Origin of the sequence: Ruminococcus sp. (assembly GCF_019417665.1) — a bacterium.
Lineage (GTDB): Bacteria > Bacillota > Clostridia > Oscillospirales > Ruminococcaceae > Ruminococcus_C.
Genome location: NZ_DXUU01000027.1, coordinates 1 through 16,663, shown reverse-complemented (window position 1 = coordinate 16,663; position 16,663 = coordinate 1). Strand labels below are relative to the sequence as shown.

Annotated in this window: 15 protein-coding genes; all 15 read right to left on the bottom strand. The window is 49.2% G+C overall.

The features are described from left to right. Positions 1-15 precede the first annotated feature (15 nt). The gene (locus tag QZ375_RS08275; protein ID WP_295217796.1) at positions 16-1,314 is read right to left on the bottom strand and encodes an FAD-dependent oxidoreductase; all 1,299 of its coding nucleotides are present in this window, start codon (positions 1,312-1,314) and stop codon (positions 16-18) included. 64 nt (positions 1,315-1,378) lie between these two features. Continuing rightward, positions 1,379-1,840 carry a GNAT family N-acetyltransferase gene (locus QZ375_RS08270; RefSeq protein ID WP_295217795.1) on the bottom strand — a complete coding sequence of 154 codons (462 nt, stop codon included), beginning with the start codon at positions 1,838-1,840 and terminating at the stop codon, positions 1,379-1,381. A gap of 62 nt (positions 1,841-1,902) precedes the next feature. Next, positions 1,903-4,170, bottom strand: coding sequence for an ATP-dependent Clp protease ATP-binding subunit (locus tag QZ375_RS08265; protein ID WP_295217793.1), 2,268 nt, complete (start codon positions 4,168-4,170; stop codon positions 1,903-1,905). 167 nt (positions 4,171-4,337) lie between these two features. Then, positions 4,338-5,216 carry a CvpA family protein gene (locus QZ375_RS08260; protein WP_295217791.1) on the bottom strand — a complete coding sequence of 293 codons (879 nt, stop codon included), beginning with the start codon at positions 5,214-5,216 and terminating at the stop codon, positions 4,338-4,340. Positions 5,217-5,231: 15 nt separating this feature from the next. Continuing rightward, complete coding sequence (locus tag QZ375_RS08255; protein WP_295217789.1) at positions 5,232-6,401, bottom strand: DUF5711 family protein; 1,170 nt, start codon at positions 6,399-6,401, stop codon at positions 5,232-5,234. A gap of 107 nt (positions 6,402-6,508) precedes the next feature. Continuing rightward, positions 6,509-7,243 carry a tRNA pseudouridine(38-40) synthase TruA gene (truA, locus tag QZ375_RS08250; protein WP_295217787.1) on the bottom strand — a complete coding sequence of 245 codons (735 nt, stop codon included), beginning with the start codon at positions 7,241-7,243 and terminating at the stop codon, positions 6,509-6,511. Continuing rightward, complete coding sequence (locus tag QZ375_RS08245) at positions 7,240-9,915, bottom strand: YfhO family protein (RefSeq protein WP_295217784.1); 2,676 nt, start codon at positions 9,913-9,915, stop codon at positions 7,240-7,242. Before QZ375_RS08245 ends, truA begins: the two co-directional genes overlap by 4 nt. A 14-nt stretch (positions 9,916-9,929) precedes the next feature. Further along, on the bottom strand, positions 9,930-10,733 hold the full coding sequence (locus QZ375_RS08240; protein ID WP_295217783.1) for an energy-coupling factor transporter transmembrane component T: 804 nt from the start codon (positions 10,731-10,733) through the stop codon (positions 9,930-9,932). Beyond that, positions 10,727-11,599, bottom strand: a complete 873-nt coding sequence (locus QZ375_RS08235; RefSeq protein WP_295217782.1) for an energy-coupling factor transporter ATPase — start codon at positions 11,597-11,599, stop codon at positions 10,727-10,729. The genes QZ375_RS08240 and QZ375_RS08235 overlap by 7 nt, the downstream gene beginning before the upstream one ends. 14 nt (positions 11,600-11,613) lie before the next feature. Next, entirely contained in the window at positions 11,614-12,462 is an 849-nt protein-coding gene (locus QZ375_RS08230; protein ID WP_295217780.1) for an energy-coupling factor transporter ATPase, read from the bottom strand. A 19-nt stretch (positions 12,463-12,481) separates the two neighbouring features. Beyond that, on the bottom strand, positions 12,482-12,700 hold the full coding sequence (locus tag QZ375_RS08225) for a hypothetical protein (RefSeq protein ID WP_295217777.1): 219 nt from the start codon (positions 12,698-12,700) through the stop codon (positions 12,482-12,484). Positions 12,701-12,707: 7 nt separating this feature from the next. Next, entirely contained in the window at positions 12,708-13,577 is an 870-nt protein-coding gene (locus QZ375_RS08220) for a class I SAM-dependent methyltransferase (RefSeq protein WP_295217775.1), read from the bottom strand. A 17-nt stretch (positions 13,578-13,594) separates the two neighbouring features. Continuing rightward, complete coding sequence (locus tag QZ375_RS08215) at positions 13,595-14,305, bottom strand: NAD(P)H-dependent oxidoreductase (protein WP_365728665.1); 711 nt, start codon at positions 14,303-14,305, stop codon at positions 13,595-13,597. A gap of 4 nt (positions 14,306-14,309) precedes the next feature. After that, a complete protein-coding gene (gene glmM / locus QZ375_RS08210) occupies positions 14,310-15,662 on the bottom strand; it encodes a phosphoglucosamine mutase (protein ID WP_295217773.1) in 1,353 nt (450 codons plus the stop codon). Between the two features lie 64 nt (positions 15,663-15,726). Further along, positions 15,727-16,663, bottom strand: a 937-nt coding sequence (gene ruvB / locus QZ375_RS08205; RefSeq protein ID WP_295217771.1) for a Holliday junction branch migration DNA helicase RuvB, incomplete at its 5' end; no start/stop codon positions are given.

Sequence of the window (16,663 nt, the reverse complement as noted above, 5' to 3'; positions counted from 1 at the left end):
TTCTTATGCTGTAACTTATGATCGCCGGTTGCGCTTTGCCGGATTTTCCAGCACACGCCCATCCTTCGAAAAACGGGAGCCATGACAGGCACAGTCCCAGGAATGCTCTGCCGAATTCCAATGAAGTGCACATCCCAGATGCGTACACCGCCTGGGCGTCAGTCGGAGGAAGTTTGAGGCGGTCTCCAGAAGATTCCGGTACAGTTGCGGCTGCATGATACTTCTGGATGGGTAAAAAATGTCCGCCACTTCATCGGGTACACCTGTGAGCATGTCCGTCAGCACCATTGCCGCTGTCATTGCTCCGGTCATGCCCCATTTCCCAAATCCTGTCGCCACGTACAACTGGGAAGTACGTCCGTAGTAGCTCCCGATATAGGGCAAATCGTCCAGGCTCATACAATCCTGAGCCGCCCAACGGCAGACCTCTTCTGCATTGGGATAATACAATTTTGCTTTCATCTGGAGTTCAGCCCATCCGCCGCCTTTCTTTCCAGTACGGTGAGAACCGCCTCCCAAAAGCAACATATCGCCGTAATTCCGAAAGGAAAACCCTGTTTGCTTCTCGTCCAGATACATGCCGTTCAGCTCCGGCGCATTCGCCAGTGCCAGCACATAGGAACGGTGCTGGTACAGCTTCAGAAAATATCTGCCACGACCATTCCAGAAGGGAAAATGTGTCGTCACTACGATCCGATCTGCGGTAATGACGCCGTGTTCCGTCCAGACCTGATTGTCCCGAATATCGTAGACAAATGTGTGCTCATAGACGCTGCAATCCTTAGCAATCTGCGATAAGAATTGCAAGGGATGAAACTGCGCCTGGTCGGAAAATTTCACTGCACCTACAGTGGAAAACGGCAGCGGCAAGTTTTCTGCAAATTCCGCCGGAATCTTGGCACGCTGCAATGCTTCCAATTCTGCCTCCAGTATCTCCGGATTCTCTACAGAATACACATAGTTGTCTTTCCGCTGGAAATCGCACTGGATATCCTTGCACAGCGCCGCATATTTTTGCAGTGCTGCACGTTGAACCTCATAATATTTCTGCGCCAGATCCACTCCGCCTAGTTTCAGCAGATTATGATAGAGCAAACCATGCTGCACGGTGATTTTCGCCGTAGTATTCTGCGTAGTGCCACTGCATAGGGTGTCCCCTTCCACAAGCACCACCGAAACCCCTTTCTTCCCCAGCAGATATGCCGTAAGAAGTCCGGCTATTCCGCCGCCGATCACCAGAACGTCTGCTTTGATATCTCCCTGCAAAGCTGAAAACCGGGGCATTTCACAATTTCTATGCCAGATAGACTGCATCTTCTGCATCTCACCTTTCATTTTTGATTAGGATATGCAGAATATGTGGAATTATCATATATTTTCAAATTGTTCCGCAGCTATCCCCGGTTTCTCGTTTCAGATAGACCATATCCACCAGTTGTTTGCCACATTCAAAAGTAGGATGATCATAATTATCGGTGAAAAAATTTTTTACACGCTGATACTCCCGGAAACCGCAGGCTTCATAAAAGGGAATGGTCCGCAGACTGTCTCCTGTTCCCACAATCATGGTTCTGCAATCGAGATATACCCGGAGCACGTGGGCGATCAAAGCTCTGCCATAACCCTTTCCCTGGGACTCTGGTACAACGGCAATGTTCTTTATCTCATAAACGCCATCCGATTCTTGCGTAATCACGCATTCTGCTTGTACGCCATGTTCCACCAGAATATACATATCACCTCGTTCGAGATAACGGTCGATCATACTCTCCTGTTCGTCTGCCAAAAGCAGCAAAGAAAGATACTGTTTTTTCTTCTCTGTAACCTTTTTGATCAGCATTTTTTCGCCTTTCTAATGCAAAAAGAGCACTGCGTTTTACTGCAATGCCCTCTTTTCCTTGTTTACTGATATGTCACTGTAATCTTACCGTCCTGGGCGGAGATCAGTAGCTTCTGAATCTCTGTATTGTGCGCAATAATCAGAGATGCCACCTGATCCTCCACCTTTTGGCGGATCACACGGCGGATATCACGAGCACCATACGGTTTCCCAAATGCCTCCTCTGCAATGGCAGCCAATGCTGCATCGTCATACTGCACCGTAATATCTTTCTCTGCAAGAGGTTCTTTCATCTCATCCAGCATCAGTGCTGCGATCTTCTGGAAATCCTCCTTGGTCAGATTCTGGAATACCACAACCTCGTCAATACGGCTGATAAATTCCGGCCGCAGGAATTCCCGGAGACCCTTCATTGCCTTTTCCTTAGACACTTCTGTCTCCGTCCGGTTGAAGCCTACACCAATGCTCTTATCCGTAGAACCAGCATTGGAAGTCATGCAGATAACAGTATTTTCGAAGCTGACCGTTCTTCCCTGCGCATCGTCAATTTTTCCCTCGTCCAGAATCTGCATGAGAATATTCATGACATCCGGATGTGCTTTTTCAATCTCATCGAACAGAATTACCGAATAAGGACGGCGGCGCACCTTTTCCGTCAGCTGACCGGCTTCGTCGTAGCCAACATAGCCGGGAGGAGAACCGATCATCCGTGCCACGGAGTGCTTCTCCATAAATTCTGTCATATCCAGACGGATCAGCGGCTCATTGGAATCGAACAGTTCCTCCGACAGCACCTTTACCAGCTCTGTCTTACCCACACCAGTGGGACCAACAAAGATAAAGGATGCCGGGCGGCGGCGGGGACTCAGCTGTACACGGGTACGCTTGATTGCCTTTGCCAACAAATCCACAGCTTCATCCTGTCCAACCACACGAGTTTTCAGACTTTCCTCCAGATTTGCCAGCTTCGTGAACTCAGTTTCTGCAATTTTATGTGCCGGGATTCCTGTCCACAACTCAATGACCTTTGCCAGATCATCACTTGTGACCTTTACATGTTCCAGTTCCGCTTCTGCAGTCTCCAGACTGGATTTCAGACGGATCAACTCGCCCTTTACTTGAGCAAGTGCTTCATAATCAATCTCCGTTTCATCTTCAATGGACTTTTCCTTCTCTTCCAGCGCCTGCTTTTTCTTCAGCAGCACATCATAGTTCTCGATCTCCGGAGAACGCAGACTGGTGCAAGCGCAGCTTTCGTCCAGCAAGTCAATCGCTTTGTCCGGGAGAAAACGGTCTGTAATATAGCGTTCCGCCAAAACCGCACACAAACGAATCATCGTTGGTGAAATGTGTACCCGGTGATATTCCTCATAATATTTGGCAATACCGCTGAGTACCTCTACCGTTTCATCCACCGTAGGTTCATTTACCGTTACCGGCTGGAAACGACGCTCCAGAGCAGAATCTTTTTCAATATATTTCCGGTATTCCTCAAAGGTCGTTGCGCCAATGACCTGGATCTCTCCTCGTGACAATGCGGGTTTCAGAATATTCGCTGCGTTCATGGAGCCTTCGGAATTACCAGCGCCAACCAGATTGTGCACCTCGTCAATAAAGAGGATGATATTTCCCTCTTGTTTTACCTCTGCGATCAAACCCTTGACACGGCTTTCGAATTGTCCCCGGAACTGGGTTCCAGCAACGAGAGATGTCAGATCCAATAAATACACCTGCTTATCTTTCAGGTGCATGGGCACTGTTCCAGCGTGGATGTGCTGGGCAATCCCCTCTGCAATTGCCGTCTTTCCGACACCTGGTTCACCGATCAAGCAAGGATTATTCTTTGTCCGACGGGAAAGAATTTGAATGACACGGGAGATCTCTTTATCTCTGCCAATCACTGCATCCAGCTTTCCCTCAGCGGCACGCTGGCTCAGGTTCGTGCAGTAGTTCCCCAGGAATTTCAGTTCCTTTTTCCTCTTAGAACGACGTTCCCGGCGAGAGGTTTCCTGCTGTTCCCCAGAAGCTGAGCCCTCTTCCTCCACCGGTGCCGGCGAATTGGCATTCTCCATGTTTTGCAGGATTTTTCCGCTGTCTTTCATTAGATTCTGCATATTCTCCAAAAACTGCGGGATCACGCCAGAACCGCCCATTTCAAAGCTGTCCCCATCTACCAGATCCATCATCTGATTGGAGATTTGCTCTAGTTCTTCATCGGAGATTCCCATATGCTTCATATATTCATCGACTTGCGGAATGTTCATTTCCTTGGCACAGACCAGACACAGACCTTCATTTTTCTTCTGGTCGCCACGCATTGCCGTGATCATTACAACCGCCGGTCTCTTTTTGCATCGAGTACACAACATCATGTTTTTATCACCTTTCTTCTATTAGCTTTTCTGTAGGACACCCTATGGCAGCGCCGCATAATTACCAATTATCACCTTTGCCGCACATCTGTACAACAATAATTATGCAAATATCGTCCTATATTTTATTTTGTCACAATATGATATATCGACTGAAACAATATTGATTTTCCAATCGCTGCTTCATTGAAAAATGCAAGCTGACCTGCACCATGCTCTACGATCCATCCTGTCAGTTTCCCCATCATCACCAAAAGCACAACAGTCTGCACGCCTCCAACAGCCGCACCCATCGTTTGATCCCCGAGCCGTCCCGTTTTCGTATGACACAGAGAGGATATACATTTTATTATAACCTGTAACAAAGCAGAAATCAAGAGAAATAGAACGGAAAAAGTAAAAACTTTAATCATAGGAATCATTACCGGACGAAGATAAAGCTCTGTCAGTTTTTTGGCCGCTTCTCCAGTATTGCTGGAAAGCACCAGCGCCACAGACTGGATCGCCCGGTTTTGCAGCTGAACCGTATCATTTGACGGCAGCAGCGCATCTGTCATCCATTCCGGCAATCCCGTATACATCTGCTGTGCAGCGCTGTCGATGGATTGGGAAAGTCCCTGTTTCAGCCAATCTGTGGGAACACCAGTTTTCTGAGAAACAGCACCATAAAGTGCATCTGCCGCCTGATCCGGCTGGGATGCGATCTGCTGTAATACGGCATCGTCTAACTGCACACCGTAAGTAGAAAGCATCTGCTGCACAGAATCAGCCAGATGATACTCTTCTAACTTCTGTTCCAATACAGAAGCGCACGGTTCTGCCAGCCAATGGTCATAGACATATTCCGCCGCCGGCTGCGCCAGGATCCCTGCGAAAAGTGCAGCCGCACCATAACCCAACAATCCGGCAATGGAACGAAGCAAACCACGCTGCCATCCACTCCAAATGCAGAGAATGAGGATCGCCAACACAGTCAGATCATAGAGCCACCAGGTTTGATTCATCCAAACTTCCACAAATTACTCCTTAAAGTCCACACGGTCGATCTGATCATATCCCATCAGGAACAAGTAGCCATCTTGTTTTGCGAAAGAGGTATAGGAGCCTTCCAGCGCCACAGTCGCCAGAGCTGTTCCCGAAAAATCATAGGAAGTAATATTTCCAGGACTCATCACGATCGCATCGCCATCGAATACACGCACCATTTCTGCTGTGTCATCCAGTTTCGTAACAGACACATCTGTGGTAGACTGATCCAGGAGAACCAGAGAGGTATCTCGTTTCTGATCGTCCTGAATGATCAGTGCTGCTCTGCCATTTTCCAGATCAGCACTAACCAAAGTACCGTTGTAATTGTACGTGCCCAGCATCTCGCCGGTACTGCTATAATATGCACAGGCTGTATTTCCAACCACACACAGCATTCCATCCGACGAAAAGCCCGACTCCACCACAAGAGTATCCAAAGGCAGCGAAGTCCACTGGGTATCTTTCTGCCGGAACAGAATGCTTGTCACGGTACTTTGCATCACACCATTTTCGACATTGATGGAAGTATAGCAGCAGCCCTCGCTGTCCTCGTGAAATGTCACATCAACGACATGTTCAATGCAGTTTCGCTGATAGATCCGTTTCCCTGTATTATCATACACGCTGATGGCACAGGCATAAGAACTGGATTCAGTGACCAGGGCAACTGTTCCATTTTTACTGACTGTTCCGGAAATAATCTCCTCGTCCACGGACTTACTATAGATATTTTTATGCTTGGAATCCAGCCGGAAAGAAGTTCCACCGCTTTCAAACAACAGCGCATATTTTCCGGTAGAGCACATCATTGCATTTTGATAGGCGTGCTGCCGAATATCTCTGGAGTCTCCATGAAGAGAATACAAATCCAGATAAGCGTCATGGAGCAAAAATAGGGTATCATCCACCAATTCCGCCTGATATCCTGTATTACCGGAAATGGTCAGCGGAAAATTCCCCTCAGCCAGCGTGCCGTCATTCTGTGTTACGGTTTCATAACGGTTTCCAATTCCCTCCAGTTTCGGAATCCAGGCATCACGCTGGATGTACAAATAGCCGCAAAAAGCTGCAATCAACAAAAAAATCACAAAATTCCGCAGTCCCCGCAATCTGCCGCGCCGTTTTCGCTTTTCGATCATATCGTCAGAATCATAGCTCATGCTTTTGGTTGTCTCCTTTCCTGCCCATAGGTCAGATTTTTTGTTCTGTATTTGTTCTGTATCAGTTTCATAAATGTATTATGTATACCAATAATAATATTGCTGTCTCAATAAAACACCCGATACAGCGAAAGTCCATGTGCCTGCGCTGTAATGCCGGCACGTGTCCGATCACGAGATTCCAGCAATGCCTCCAATTCGGACACAGGAATCCTGCCTTCATTGACGCTCAGCAGCGTCCCCACGAGGATCCTAACCATATTATACAGAAATCCGTTTCCTTTGACAAGTAAAATCACGGTGTCCCCTTCTTTTTCTATGGTAATGTCGTAGATTGTACGAATTGTGGTCTGTTTTTCTGTGCAATTTGTACAGAGTGCAGCAAAGTCATGTGTTCCCACAAAATGTTGTGCCGCTTCCCGCATCAGTTCCACATCCAACTTTCGACGATAGTGCAGTTCCAGATCTGTGGTAAAAGGATTTTTACTCTCACTATTGTGGATCCGGTACATATACTGCTTTGCCTGACAGCTAAACCGGGCGTGAAACTCCGGCGGCATATCCTCCACAGACAAAATGGAAATATCCTCCGGCAGATATCCACAGGATCCACGGATGAAATTCCGTGGCGGAATAGGCTTTTCCGTCTGCATGGAAAAACAAAATTCCTTTGCATGTACTCCTGTATCTGTCCGGGAACACCCCTGAATGGCCACCGGCTCGTTGAGCAGCTTGGAAAGAGCTTCTTCCACTACTTCCTGTACTGTTAACGCATTGGGCTGACGCTGAAAGCCGTGATATCGTGTACCACGAAATGCCATAGTCACTTTCAGATTTCTCATGATACCGTTTCCTCCGTTTCTGTCGGCAGTTCTTCCGGTTCCGATTTTTCTGGAATCGGCTGCAACAGCGGTCTCTTTCGTTTGCGTTCCAACACATACAACAGCATCAGGATCAAAATTGCTCCGCCAGAACATAACGTACCAACAACAAATCCCTCCGGCTTGTATGTCAGCGTAATGGTATGTTCCCCAACAGAGACCGGTACAGCCACCATAGCATCACCCACTGGTGTAATGTCCGTTGTAACACCGTCCACTTTTGCAGTCCAGCCTGATTCAAAAGGAATGGAAAAATAGCACAATCCGTCTGTCTGAGATGTCATAGTACCTGTCAGTCTGGTATCCGAAAATTCCGTCAGTGTAATTGTTCCGGCAGAGAGCTTCTCATAGCCTTCTTCCAGAACATTCCGATCCAACTGGTATACATAAACCGTCACGATCCCCGATGTTGCATCCTCCGGGAGTGTGACAGTGAGGCTTGCCGTTTCATTGCCTTCATAGGAACCCATAGAGAAGATATAAGGCTGCTTGGAAATGCTATAAGATGACAAAAAAGCACCGTCTCGGGAAACCATCACGTTTGTCCCACCGGTAACTGTCATATAGCCATAAAGATCCGCTTCACGCTGGGTCTGATAATTGTATTGCAAACTACGATCCGCCGCACTGGTCTCCGCCTGATACGTGTAATTTCCATAGCCGTTTTTCAGGGCATTCGCCCCGGTATAATTCACGTCCCGTACTTCAACTGCAGTAAACAAAGGCTTTTCAATGCCGGTCGCAAGCCGAAACAGCGTGTTCTGATTCTCAAACGGGTTACCGTCGGGTTGGCATTCATAGGATACCAGATCTCGCTCTGTCCAGAACCCAACAGGCAGGTCGTATATATTCTCATATGCAGTGCACCCCTCTTCTTTGGCAATCGTTTTCCATTCTCTGTTGTCCAGAATAGAGCCGCTGCGGCAAATCAGATAGCGGATGCCCGTAAACATATTGGTCACCGGCGTAGAGCCGCCGTAATAATACCGGTTCCCGGCTTCTGAGGCAGGCAGCCCCAGAGCACGCATCCACTTGGTGACACTTTCATTTGCCATGGAAGAAAACTGAGACAATCCATGATAGCCATACAGAGCCGGATCGTTCAGCGTATACCAGGTGGACATTTCTGTACGGTAAAACAATGTTTCATCCTGTGCGTCGATTTGCTCCAGAAGTGCATCCACCGATGCCTCCGCCGTGGGATAGCTGGCATAATCAGAAGTAGATACTTCCTCTGTGCCCATCCTTACATTCTGGAATAACTCGAATGCCAACACAATGGACATAGCAATGCAAAACAGCTGCTTGTTGAAAAACTGGCGGAAATAAAGGAGAATGATCACGGCATAGAGCAGTGCGGTGACAAGAGACCAGTAGACCGCACGGTTTTCCTGAATGTGATAGGATACCAGGAATACGAGGAACGCCATGACCAGCATCGCCAGAATATCCCAGATCTTCAGCTTTTCCTCCAATACCAGCTGGAAGCTCCGATATGCCAGTGTCAGCAACACAAAGGAGAACAGAAACGAAAACCGATAGGGCAGCATATTCGGGAAATGGAACCCATGCCAGATATAATTAAGTACATTACAATTGCAGCTCACCAGCAGGAATGCCAGCACCAAAATAGCTGCAATTTTTTCCCGGATGCGTATTTTTCCGGAACGAAGAAAAGGTCCCATTAACACAAGACTCAAGACACCGCACGCCAGGTTCGGCAAGCCTTCCTTGGAAGTAGGTGCATGATAACTGATCAGATTTGCTAACAGCGTCTGCCAGTTTTCATAAAATTGCACCATGGTAGGAAATGCATTGTTGACGCTGTAGGTCAGCTGTAAGCCATAATAAGCCGGCACAAGCACTACCGCTGCCAAAGCGCCGCCCAGCAGAGAACAGCCTGCCATAACAAGAGTCCTGCCCGGCAGCTGGCGTGGTCTCAAATAGAATACGCAAAGGCAAAGATAAGCAATGACGGCAAATATACAAATGAACATACCGATATAATAATTGGAGAACAAAGCCAACCCCAGCGCAATGACATAGAGCCGGTATTTCCCATCCCGCACCAGACAGACCAGCCCTAGCGCTACCAGGGGCAGCAATGCCACAGTGTCCAACCAGATAATATTCCAGTAATAGCCAAGAATATAGCTGCACAAAGCATACATCACAGAAAACAAGCAGAGAGAGAAGTCATTGCGCCGGAATGTTCCTTTCAGAAACAGGGCAAAAAACAATCCCGCAAAGCCTATCTTCAAAAGCAGTTCAACCGTAACTGCCTCACGCAGCACAGACTCCGGCACAAGGGCAGTCAGCAAATTCAACGGACTTGCGGCATAATATGCCATCATGGATAGAAAATTCGTTCCCAGTCCCGTATCCCATGTATAGAGAAGTGAACCGCCGCTTTGCAGTTTTTCATGGAGCAAACACAGAAACGGATAGTACTGATGCCAGAAATCTGTCACCAGAATCTGCCGGTCGCCAAAAGGATGGACATCCTGCAATACAAAGCCGCAGCCCAGAAAAATCATGGGAATAAAAAAAGACAACAACAGATAACATCTCGATTCTCTTTTCCGGGCAGTATGTTCTGTACGATTCAACGTCTTGGAATGCAATATTGTCATGAGATCAGTTCTCCTCACCAGATGATTTTCACTGCAACTGCAGCGGCAAACAGCAGAATGGTCACAGTTATAGCTGCATAGTCTCGTCCGGCAGCGTGCAGCTGACGCATTTTGGTTCTCCCGGTCTCTCCCCGGTAGCACCGGCACTCCATAGCAGTGGCAAGTTCCTCTGCCCGGCGGAATGCAGACACGAACAGCGGCACTAGAACAGGCACCAGAGCTTTTGCACGCTGTATCAGATTTCCCTCGCTAAAGCTTGCGCCCCGGGCTTTCTGCGCAGTCATGATCTTATCCGTTTCCTCCAGCAAAGTGGGGATAAACCGCAATGCAATGGTCATCATCATGGCAAAGGCATGTACTGGCACATGAATCTTTTTCAAGGGAGAAAGCAGCCGCTCAATAGCATCTGTCAGTGTAATGGGCGATGTGGTATAGGTCAGCAGAGATGAACCGATGAGCAGTATCACAATGCGCACGACCATAAGGATCGCCGTTCTGACGCCATCCTCTGTGATCTTCAAAAAAAGCCATTTGAAATAAACCTTGCCGCCATCAATGAAAAACAGATCCAGCACTGCCGTGATCATCAGGATCACCAGCAGAGGTTTGACGCTTTTCCAGATGAGGCGCACCGGAATCCGGGACAGCGCCAGTGCCAGCAGGCAAAAGACGATGCCGAAGATCAAGGAATATAAATGCTGTCCCATAAAGAGCATAGCGATAAACAGCAGCGTCATGACGATCTTAAAACGGGGATCCATACGGTGTACAACGCTATCCCCAGGGAAATATTGTCCGATGGTAATATCCTTCAGCATCCGCCTTTCGCCTCCTTTTTCCGATACAGTGCCAGGAGTTGTTCCTTTGCCTGTTCTACGGTAAAAATATCATCATCAATGGGCAACCCCTGTGCCCGGAGTGCAGCGCAGACACGTGTGATCTGGGGAACTGCCAGTCCAATGGACTGTAATTCCTGTGCACGGCGGAATACATTCTGCACCGTGTCATAACAGAACACCTTTCCGGCATTCATCACCAGAATCCGTTCTGCATGACGTGCCACATCCTCCATACTATGGGAAACCAACAGAATAGTGCTGCCGGTTTTCTCCCGATATGCATGGATTTCCCGAAGGATTTCCTCTCTTCCATGGGGATCAAGACCAGCAGTCGGCTCGTCCAGGATCAGCACCTCCGGACGCATTGCCATAACGCCGGCAATTGCCACACGGCGTTTCTGACCGCCGGACAGCAAAAAGGGCGACTGCTCCAGGAGTTCTTCCGACAATCCTACGATGGCAGCCGTTTCCCTGACACGTTCCTGCACCTCATCCTCTGTCAGACCCATATTGCGGGGGCCAAAGGCAATGTCCCTTGCCACTGTTTCCTCGAAGATCTGATATTCTGGATACTGAAATACCAATCCTATCCGAAAGCGCACCTGGCGCATTCCAGACTTGTCCGACCAGATGTCCACACCATCCAGCTTTACGCTGCCCTCTGTGGGCTTCAACAAGCCGTTCAGATGTTGAATCAGAGTAGATTTCCCCGATCCGGTATGCCCGATCACCCCGACAAATGATCCGGACGGAATTTCCAGATCTACATGATCCACCGCCGTCTTTTCAAACGGCGTCCCAATCCCATAGCGATACGTTAATCCTTCGGTTTGTAATGTAGCCAAATGCTCACCTCATTTCACGCAAGCTGTTCCAACAAAGCCTGTACACAATCTTCTTCTGTAATAATGCGCGAATCCAGTTCCAGTCCGCACTGCCGCAGTTCATATACCAGTTCTGTTACCTGCGGCACATCCAGACCCACCTGCTTCATCTGTTCCACATGAGAGAAAACTTCCGCCGGAACATCATCCAGCAGGATCTTCCCATCATCCATGACAATGACACGGTCTGCCTGTGCCGCTTCTTCCATATAGTGGGTAATCAGCACAATAGTAATGCCATAGGTACGATTCAGCATACGGATAGTCTTCATGACCTCACGCCGTCCCTTAGGATCCAGCATTGCGGTGGGTTCGTCCAGCACGATACAAGACGGGCGCATGGCGATAATACCGGCAATGGCAACACGCTGCTTCTGACCGCCGGACAGCTGGTTGGGTGCATGCATACGATACTCGTACATGCCCACAGCTTTCAGGGCATCATCGACTCGCCGGCGTATCTCCTCTGGCGGCAGACCAAGATTTTCCGGGCCAAATGCCACGTCCTCCTCCACAATAGTCGCTACGATCTGATTGTCCGGATTCTGAAAGACCATTCCCACACGCTGACGGATGTCATAAAGCTTTTCCTCGTCGCTGGTATCCATGCCGGATACATACATATGTCCCTGTGTAGGCACAAGGATAGCGTTCATATGCTTTGCCAGAGTGGATTTGCCGCAGCCATTATGCCCCAGGACTGCCACAAAAGCGCCTGCCTCCAGCGTCAGGGAAAGATCTTTCAGGATCTCCGACGAAGCGGTTTTGCCGTCCTCGTCGGTGTAGTGGAACGACAGATGCTCTGCCGCAATACGGATTTCCATGGGAGTTCCTCCTTCCAAATCACTTCGATTTCATCAAAATCACCAGAACGACCGTCAGTACAACGACAGCTGCCCCGAACAATAAATAGGGTGCCCAGAACAGGACAACAGAACCGACTGTGCCAAAAGTGTTACCATAAACCAGCCGGTAGTCCAGATAGTTCACCGCTGCTGCGAAGCCGTCAGCCAGTAAAGAGAGAAAGCCGATCAGAACGGCGATCCATTGTTTCCGGTTCATGGAATTCTCACTTCTGCCATATCGCCGTAGAACCGCAGGGCAGTACCATACCGCTCTGTTCCACAGGCAATCCGATCTCATCCGCCGTCACACTGCCGCCGAACTTAGGCCTCAGCACACTGCCCAACAGATATCCCATAACCGCCGGAGAAAGCCCGGTGGTATAGCTGTTCAGCAGGAAGAACAAAGGATCATCGGACAGTACGCCGGCGCACAGCTGCACCAGGTCGTAGATATTTTCCTCCAGCTTCCAGACCTCGCCGCCCGGTCCCCTGCCATAGCTGGGAGGATCCATAATGACCACATCATACTTTCTGCCCCGGCGGATCTCCCGTGCCACGAATTTTTCGCAGTCGTCCACGATCCAGCGCACAGGCTTTTCGGTCAGTCCCGACAATGCAGCATTTTCTCTTGCCCACTGCACCATGCCTTTGGATGCGTCCACATGACACACCGATGCTCCTGCCGCTGCACAAGCCAGCGTTGCACCGCCTGTATAGGCGAACAGATTCAGCACAGAAATGGGCCTCCCTGCATTTCGTATCTGCTCTGCCATCCAATCCCAGTTCACCGCCTGCTCCGGGAACAGTCCTGTATGCTTGAAGCCGGTAGGCTGGATCTTAAAAGTCAGGTTCAGCGGTTCATACTGCATTTCCCAGGAGGTAGGCAGTTTTCTGGCAAATGCCCAGCTGCCGCCGCCGGAAGAGGAACGGCTATAGTGACCGTCTGCCTTTCTCCACGCTGGATGGGCTTTCGGGGTTTTCCAGATAATCTGAGGATCTGGACGCACCAAGGTGACACCGTTCCACATTTCTAGTTTTTCCAGCTCGGATGTGTCCAAAATCCGATATTGTTTCCATTGATTTGCTGCTCTCAATTTGGATTGCTCCTATCTTATTTCTTCATTTTCCACGGGCGTGCTTTTCCAGTCCAGCCCATTTTCTTCCAATAAGCCACATCCGGCTCACACCATCCGTTTCTTTGCATCAATCGCATGATGAAAAAGAACCCTTTGGTTTTCATACCAGGCTTAACAGATCCGCACCGTCTGCGAATACGCTTTGCCAAAGCAGCCATATGTTTCTGATACTTTTTTTGCCGTTTTTCCGGTATCTGTTCCCACGCAGTGGCACGCACCGCAGTACCGTACTTATAAACCTTTGGGATACCCCAAAAGAACATGCTGTCTGCCATATCCTTGAGCGTCGATCTCATACCAGCGCCTGCTGCTGTTGCAATACAAACAGCCTGTTTCGAAAACATGGCGCTTTCCGGACGGTGCACCATCCAGCGATAGCCATAATGGTCAAGCCATGCTTTCATTGCACCTGTAGTATGATATACATAAACCGGACTGGTCAGAATCAAAACATCTGCTGCATCCATCGCCTGCGTAATTGGTTTCAGCTTCGCATAATGAGGACAGAGTGTCTCAGATTTTCCAAAGCAGTTCGTACATCCCACGCAAAATTCTCCAAAATCTCTGGGAAGAAAAAATTCTGTCACAGTTGCATCAAGCTGTTCCGCCAGCATTTTTCCCAGATGATAAGTAGAGCCTTTGTGATTCTGTCCATGGATCATTACTACCCGCATATTTGATGCCATTTGTTTACTCCCCTGCAAAAATCTTAACCTGCTCCGTAATCGCCTGTGCCGCTGTCTCAATCTGCTGAGCATCCTTGCCCTCGACCATAACACGCACCAGCGGTTCCGTACCGCTTTCCCGGACAAGAATTCTGCCGTTGTCTCCCAGTTCTTCTGTATACTTTTCGATCTGTGCAGCGATCTGTGCATCTTCCTGCCAGTGTCCCTTTTTCTCTGCCGGGATGGTCACGTTATACAACACCTGTGGGAATGTCTCCATCAGTCCTGCCAGTTCGCTCATCTTCTTGCCAGACTTTTTCAGGATCTCCATGAGCTTGATACCAGACAGTTCCCCATCTCCAGTAGTCGCTTCATCCAGGAAAATAATATGACCACTTTGCTCGCCGCCGATATTATAACCTCCAGCAAGCATCTGCTCCAGCACATACCGATCGCCCACCTTAGTTGCCATGGTATTGATATGATTCGCTTTAGCAAAGTGGAAAAAGCCCAGGTTGGTCATGACTGTAACAACAGCAGTATTGCCCTTCAGATTCCCCTCCTGCTGCATTGCCTGAGCGCAGATAGCAATGATTTTGTCACCGTCAATGAGCACGCCATTTTCATCCACTGCCAGACAGCGGTCTGCATCTCCATCGAAAGCAAGCCCCAGATTGCAGTCATGAGTCTTGACATATTCCATGAGCTGTTCCATATGGGTAGAGCCGCAGTTCTTATTGATATTGGTACCGTCCGGCTCTGCGCTGAGCATATGCACCGATGCACCCAGACGAGTGAACAGGGCTTCTGCTGTGGTGGAAGAGCTGCCGTTGGCGCAGTCCAGTACCACACGAATTCCTGTACAGTCTGTATGGATACAGCTTACCAGGTAGGAAATATAATCCTCCTTGGCATTTTCATATGTAGAGATCGCACCCACATTGGTATGAGACTGCAAAACGATCTGTTCCGGATGGTCAAGGATCAGCGCCTCGATCTCCTCTTCGATGGCATCCGGCAGCTTATAGCCCGTGGACGCAAACAGCTTAATGCCGTTGAATTCCACGCTGTTGTGAGATGCCGAGATCATAACACCAGCATCGGCGCCCTTCGTCCGAACAAGATATGCCACTGCCGGTGTGGGAACGACACCCAATTTTACTGTTTCCGCACCAACAGAACAAATACCGGCGCAAAGCGCAGCCTCCAGCACATCAGAAGAGATTCGTGTATCCTTACCAATGAAAATTTTCGCACGGTGTTTTGTTTCCTTTGTCAGGACAAGTGCTGCGGCACGACCGATCTGCATCGCCAATTCACATGTCAGTTCTGTGATCGCAACGCCTCTTGCGCCGTCTGTTCCAAATAATCTACCCATAAGTCATAGTTTCCTTTCATCATAAAATAATATTGTTTATTTTCATCTTTCTCAAAAAGACGTTTCAATCCGACAGAGACATCTGCCCCTCCATACCGCCGTTCACATCCGGCTGGCGATAGCCCAAATGCTGATACGCCAATGCAGTGGCACAGCGTCCTCTTGGCGTTCTCGCCAAAAAGCCCAGCTGCATGAGATACGGCTCGCAGACATCTTCCAACGTCACCGTCTCCTCTCCCAGCGCCGAAGCAAGCGTTTCCAGACCTACCGGACCGCCGCCGTAGCCCTTGATAATCATTTCTAGCATCCGACGGTCGTTGCTGTCCAGTCCCAGTTCGTCGATTTCCAGACGATCGAGTGCCATATGAGCAATCTCCTCTGTGATCTCTCCGTTACCGATAACATCGGCAAAATCCCGGACACGTTTCAACAACCGGTTTGCAATACGAGGTGTCCCCCTGGCACGGCTGGCAATTTCCGCTGCACCATCAATGGTACAGGGGATTTTCAGGATCATGGCACTGCGGCGTACAATATCCGTCAACTGTTCTGTGGTATACAGTTCCAGCCGCAAAATGACGCCAAACCGATCACGAAGCGGACTGGACAGCTGTCCAGCTCTCGTAGTTGCCCCCACCAGCGTGAAGGGATTCAGATCCACACGCAAAGAACGGGCAGAGGGGCCTTTTCCCATAATGATATCAATGGCGTGATCCTCCAGTGCCGGATAGAGAATTTCTTCTACCTGCCGGTTCAGACGGTGGATCTCGTCAATGAACAGCACGTCATTCGGCTGCAAATTCGTCAGGATCGCTGCAAGGTCACCTGCTTTTTCAATTGCCGGTCCTGTGGTCACACGCAAATTCACGCCCATTTCATGGGCAATAATGGATGAAAGGGTCGTTTTGCCCAGTCCCGGCGGTCCGTACAGCAGCACATGATCCAGAGGATCTCCGCGTCGCTTGGCTGCTTCAATATACACAGCTAAATTTTCCTTCACT

Coding starts and splice junctions, on each gene's coding strand:
- QZ375_RS08275 (WP_295217796.1), bottom strand. CDS start 1,314: ATGCAGTCTATCTGGCATAGAAATTGTGAAATGCCCCGGTTTTCAGCT.
- QZ375_RS08270 (WP_295217795.1), bottom strand. CDS start 1,840: ATGCTGATCAAAAAGGTTACAGAGAAGAAAAAACAGTATCTTTCTTTG.
- QZ375_RS08265 (WP_295217793.1), bottom strand. CDS start 4,170: ATGATCACGGCAATGCGTGGCGACCAGAAGAAAAATGAAGGTCTGTGT.
- QZ375_RS08260 (WP_295217791.1), bottom strand. CDS start 5,216: ATGAATCAAACCTGGTGGCTCTATGATCTGACTGTGTTGGCGATCCTC.
- QZ375_RS08255 (WP_295217789.1), bottom strand. CDS start 6,401: ATGAGCTATGATTCTGACGATATGATCGAAAAGCGAAAACGGCGCGGC.
- truA (WP_295217787.1), bottom strand. CDS start 7,243: ATGAGAAATCTGAAAGTGACTATGGCATTTCGTGGTACACGATATCAC.
- QZ375_RS08245 (WP_295217784.1), bottom strand. CDS start 9,915: ATGACAATATTGCATTCCAAGACGTTGAATCGTACAGAACATACTGCC.
- QZ375_RS08240 (WP_295217783.1), bottom strand. CDS start 10,733: ATGCTGAAGGATATTACCATCGGACAATATTTCCCTGGGGATAGCGTT.
- QZ375_RS08230 (WP_295217780.1), bottom strand. CDS start 12,462: ATGGAAATCCGTATTGCGGCAGAGCATCTGTCGTTCCACTACACCGAC.
- QZ375_RS08225 (WP_295217777.1), bottom strand. CDS start 12,700: ATGAACCGGAAACAATGGATCGCCGTTCTGATCGGCTTTCTCTCTTTA.
- QZ375_RS08215 (WP_365728665.1), bottom strand. CDS start 14,305: ATGGCATCAAATATGCGGGTAGTAATGATCCATGGACAGAATCACAAA.
- glmM (WP_295217773.1), bottom strand. CDS start 15,662: ATGGGTAGATTATTTGGAACAGACGGCGCAAGAGGCGTTGCGATCACA.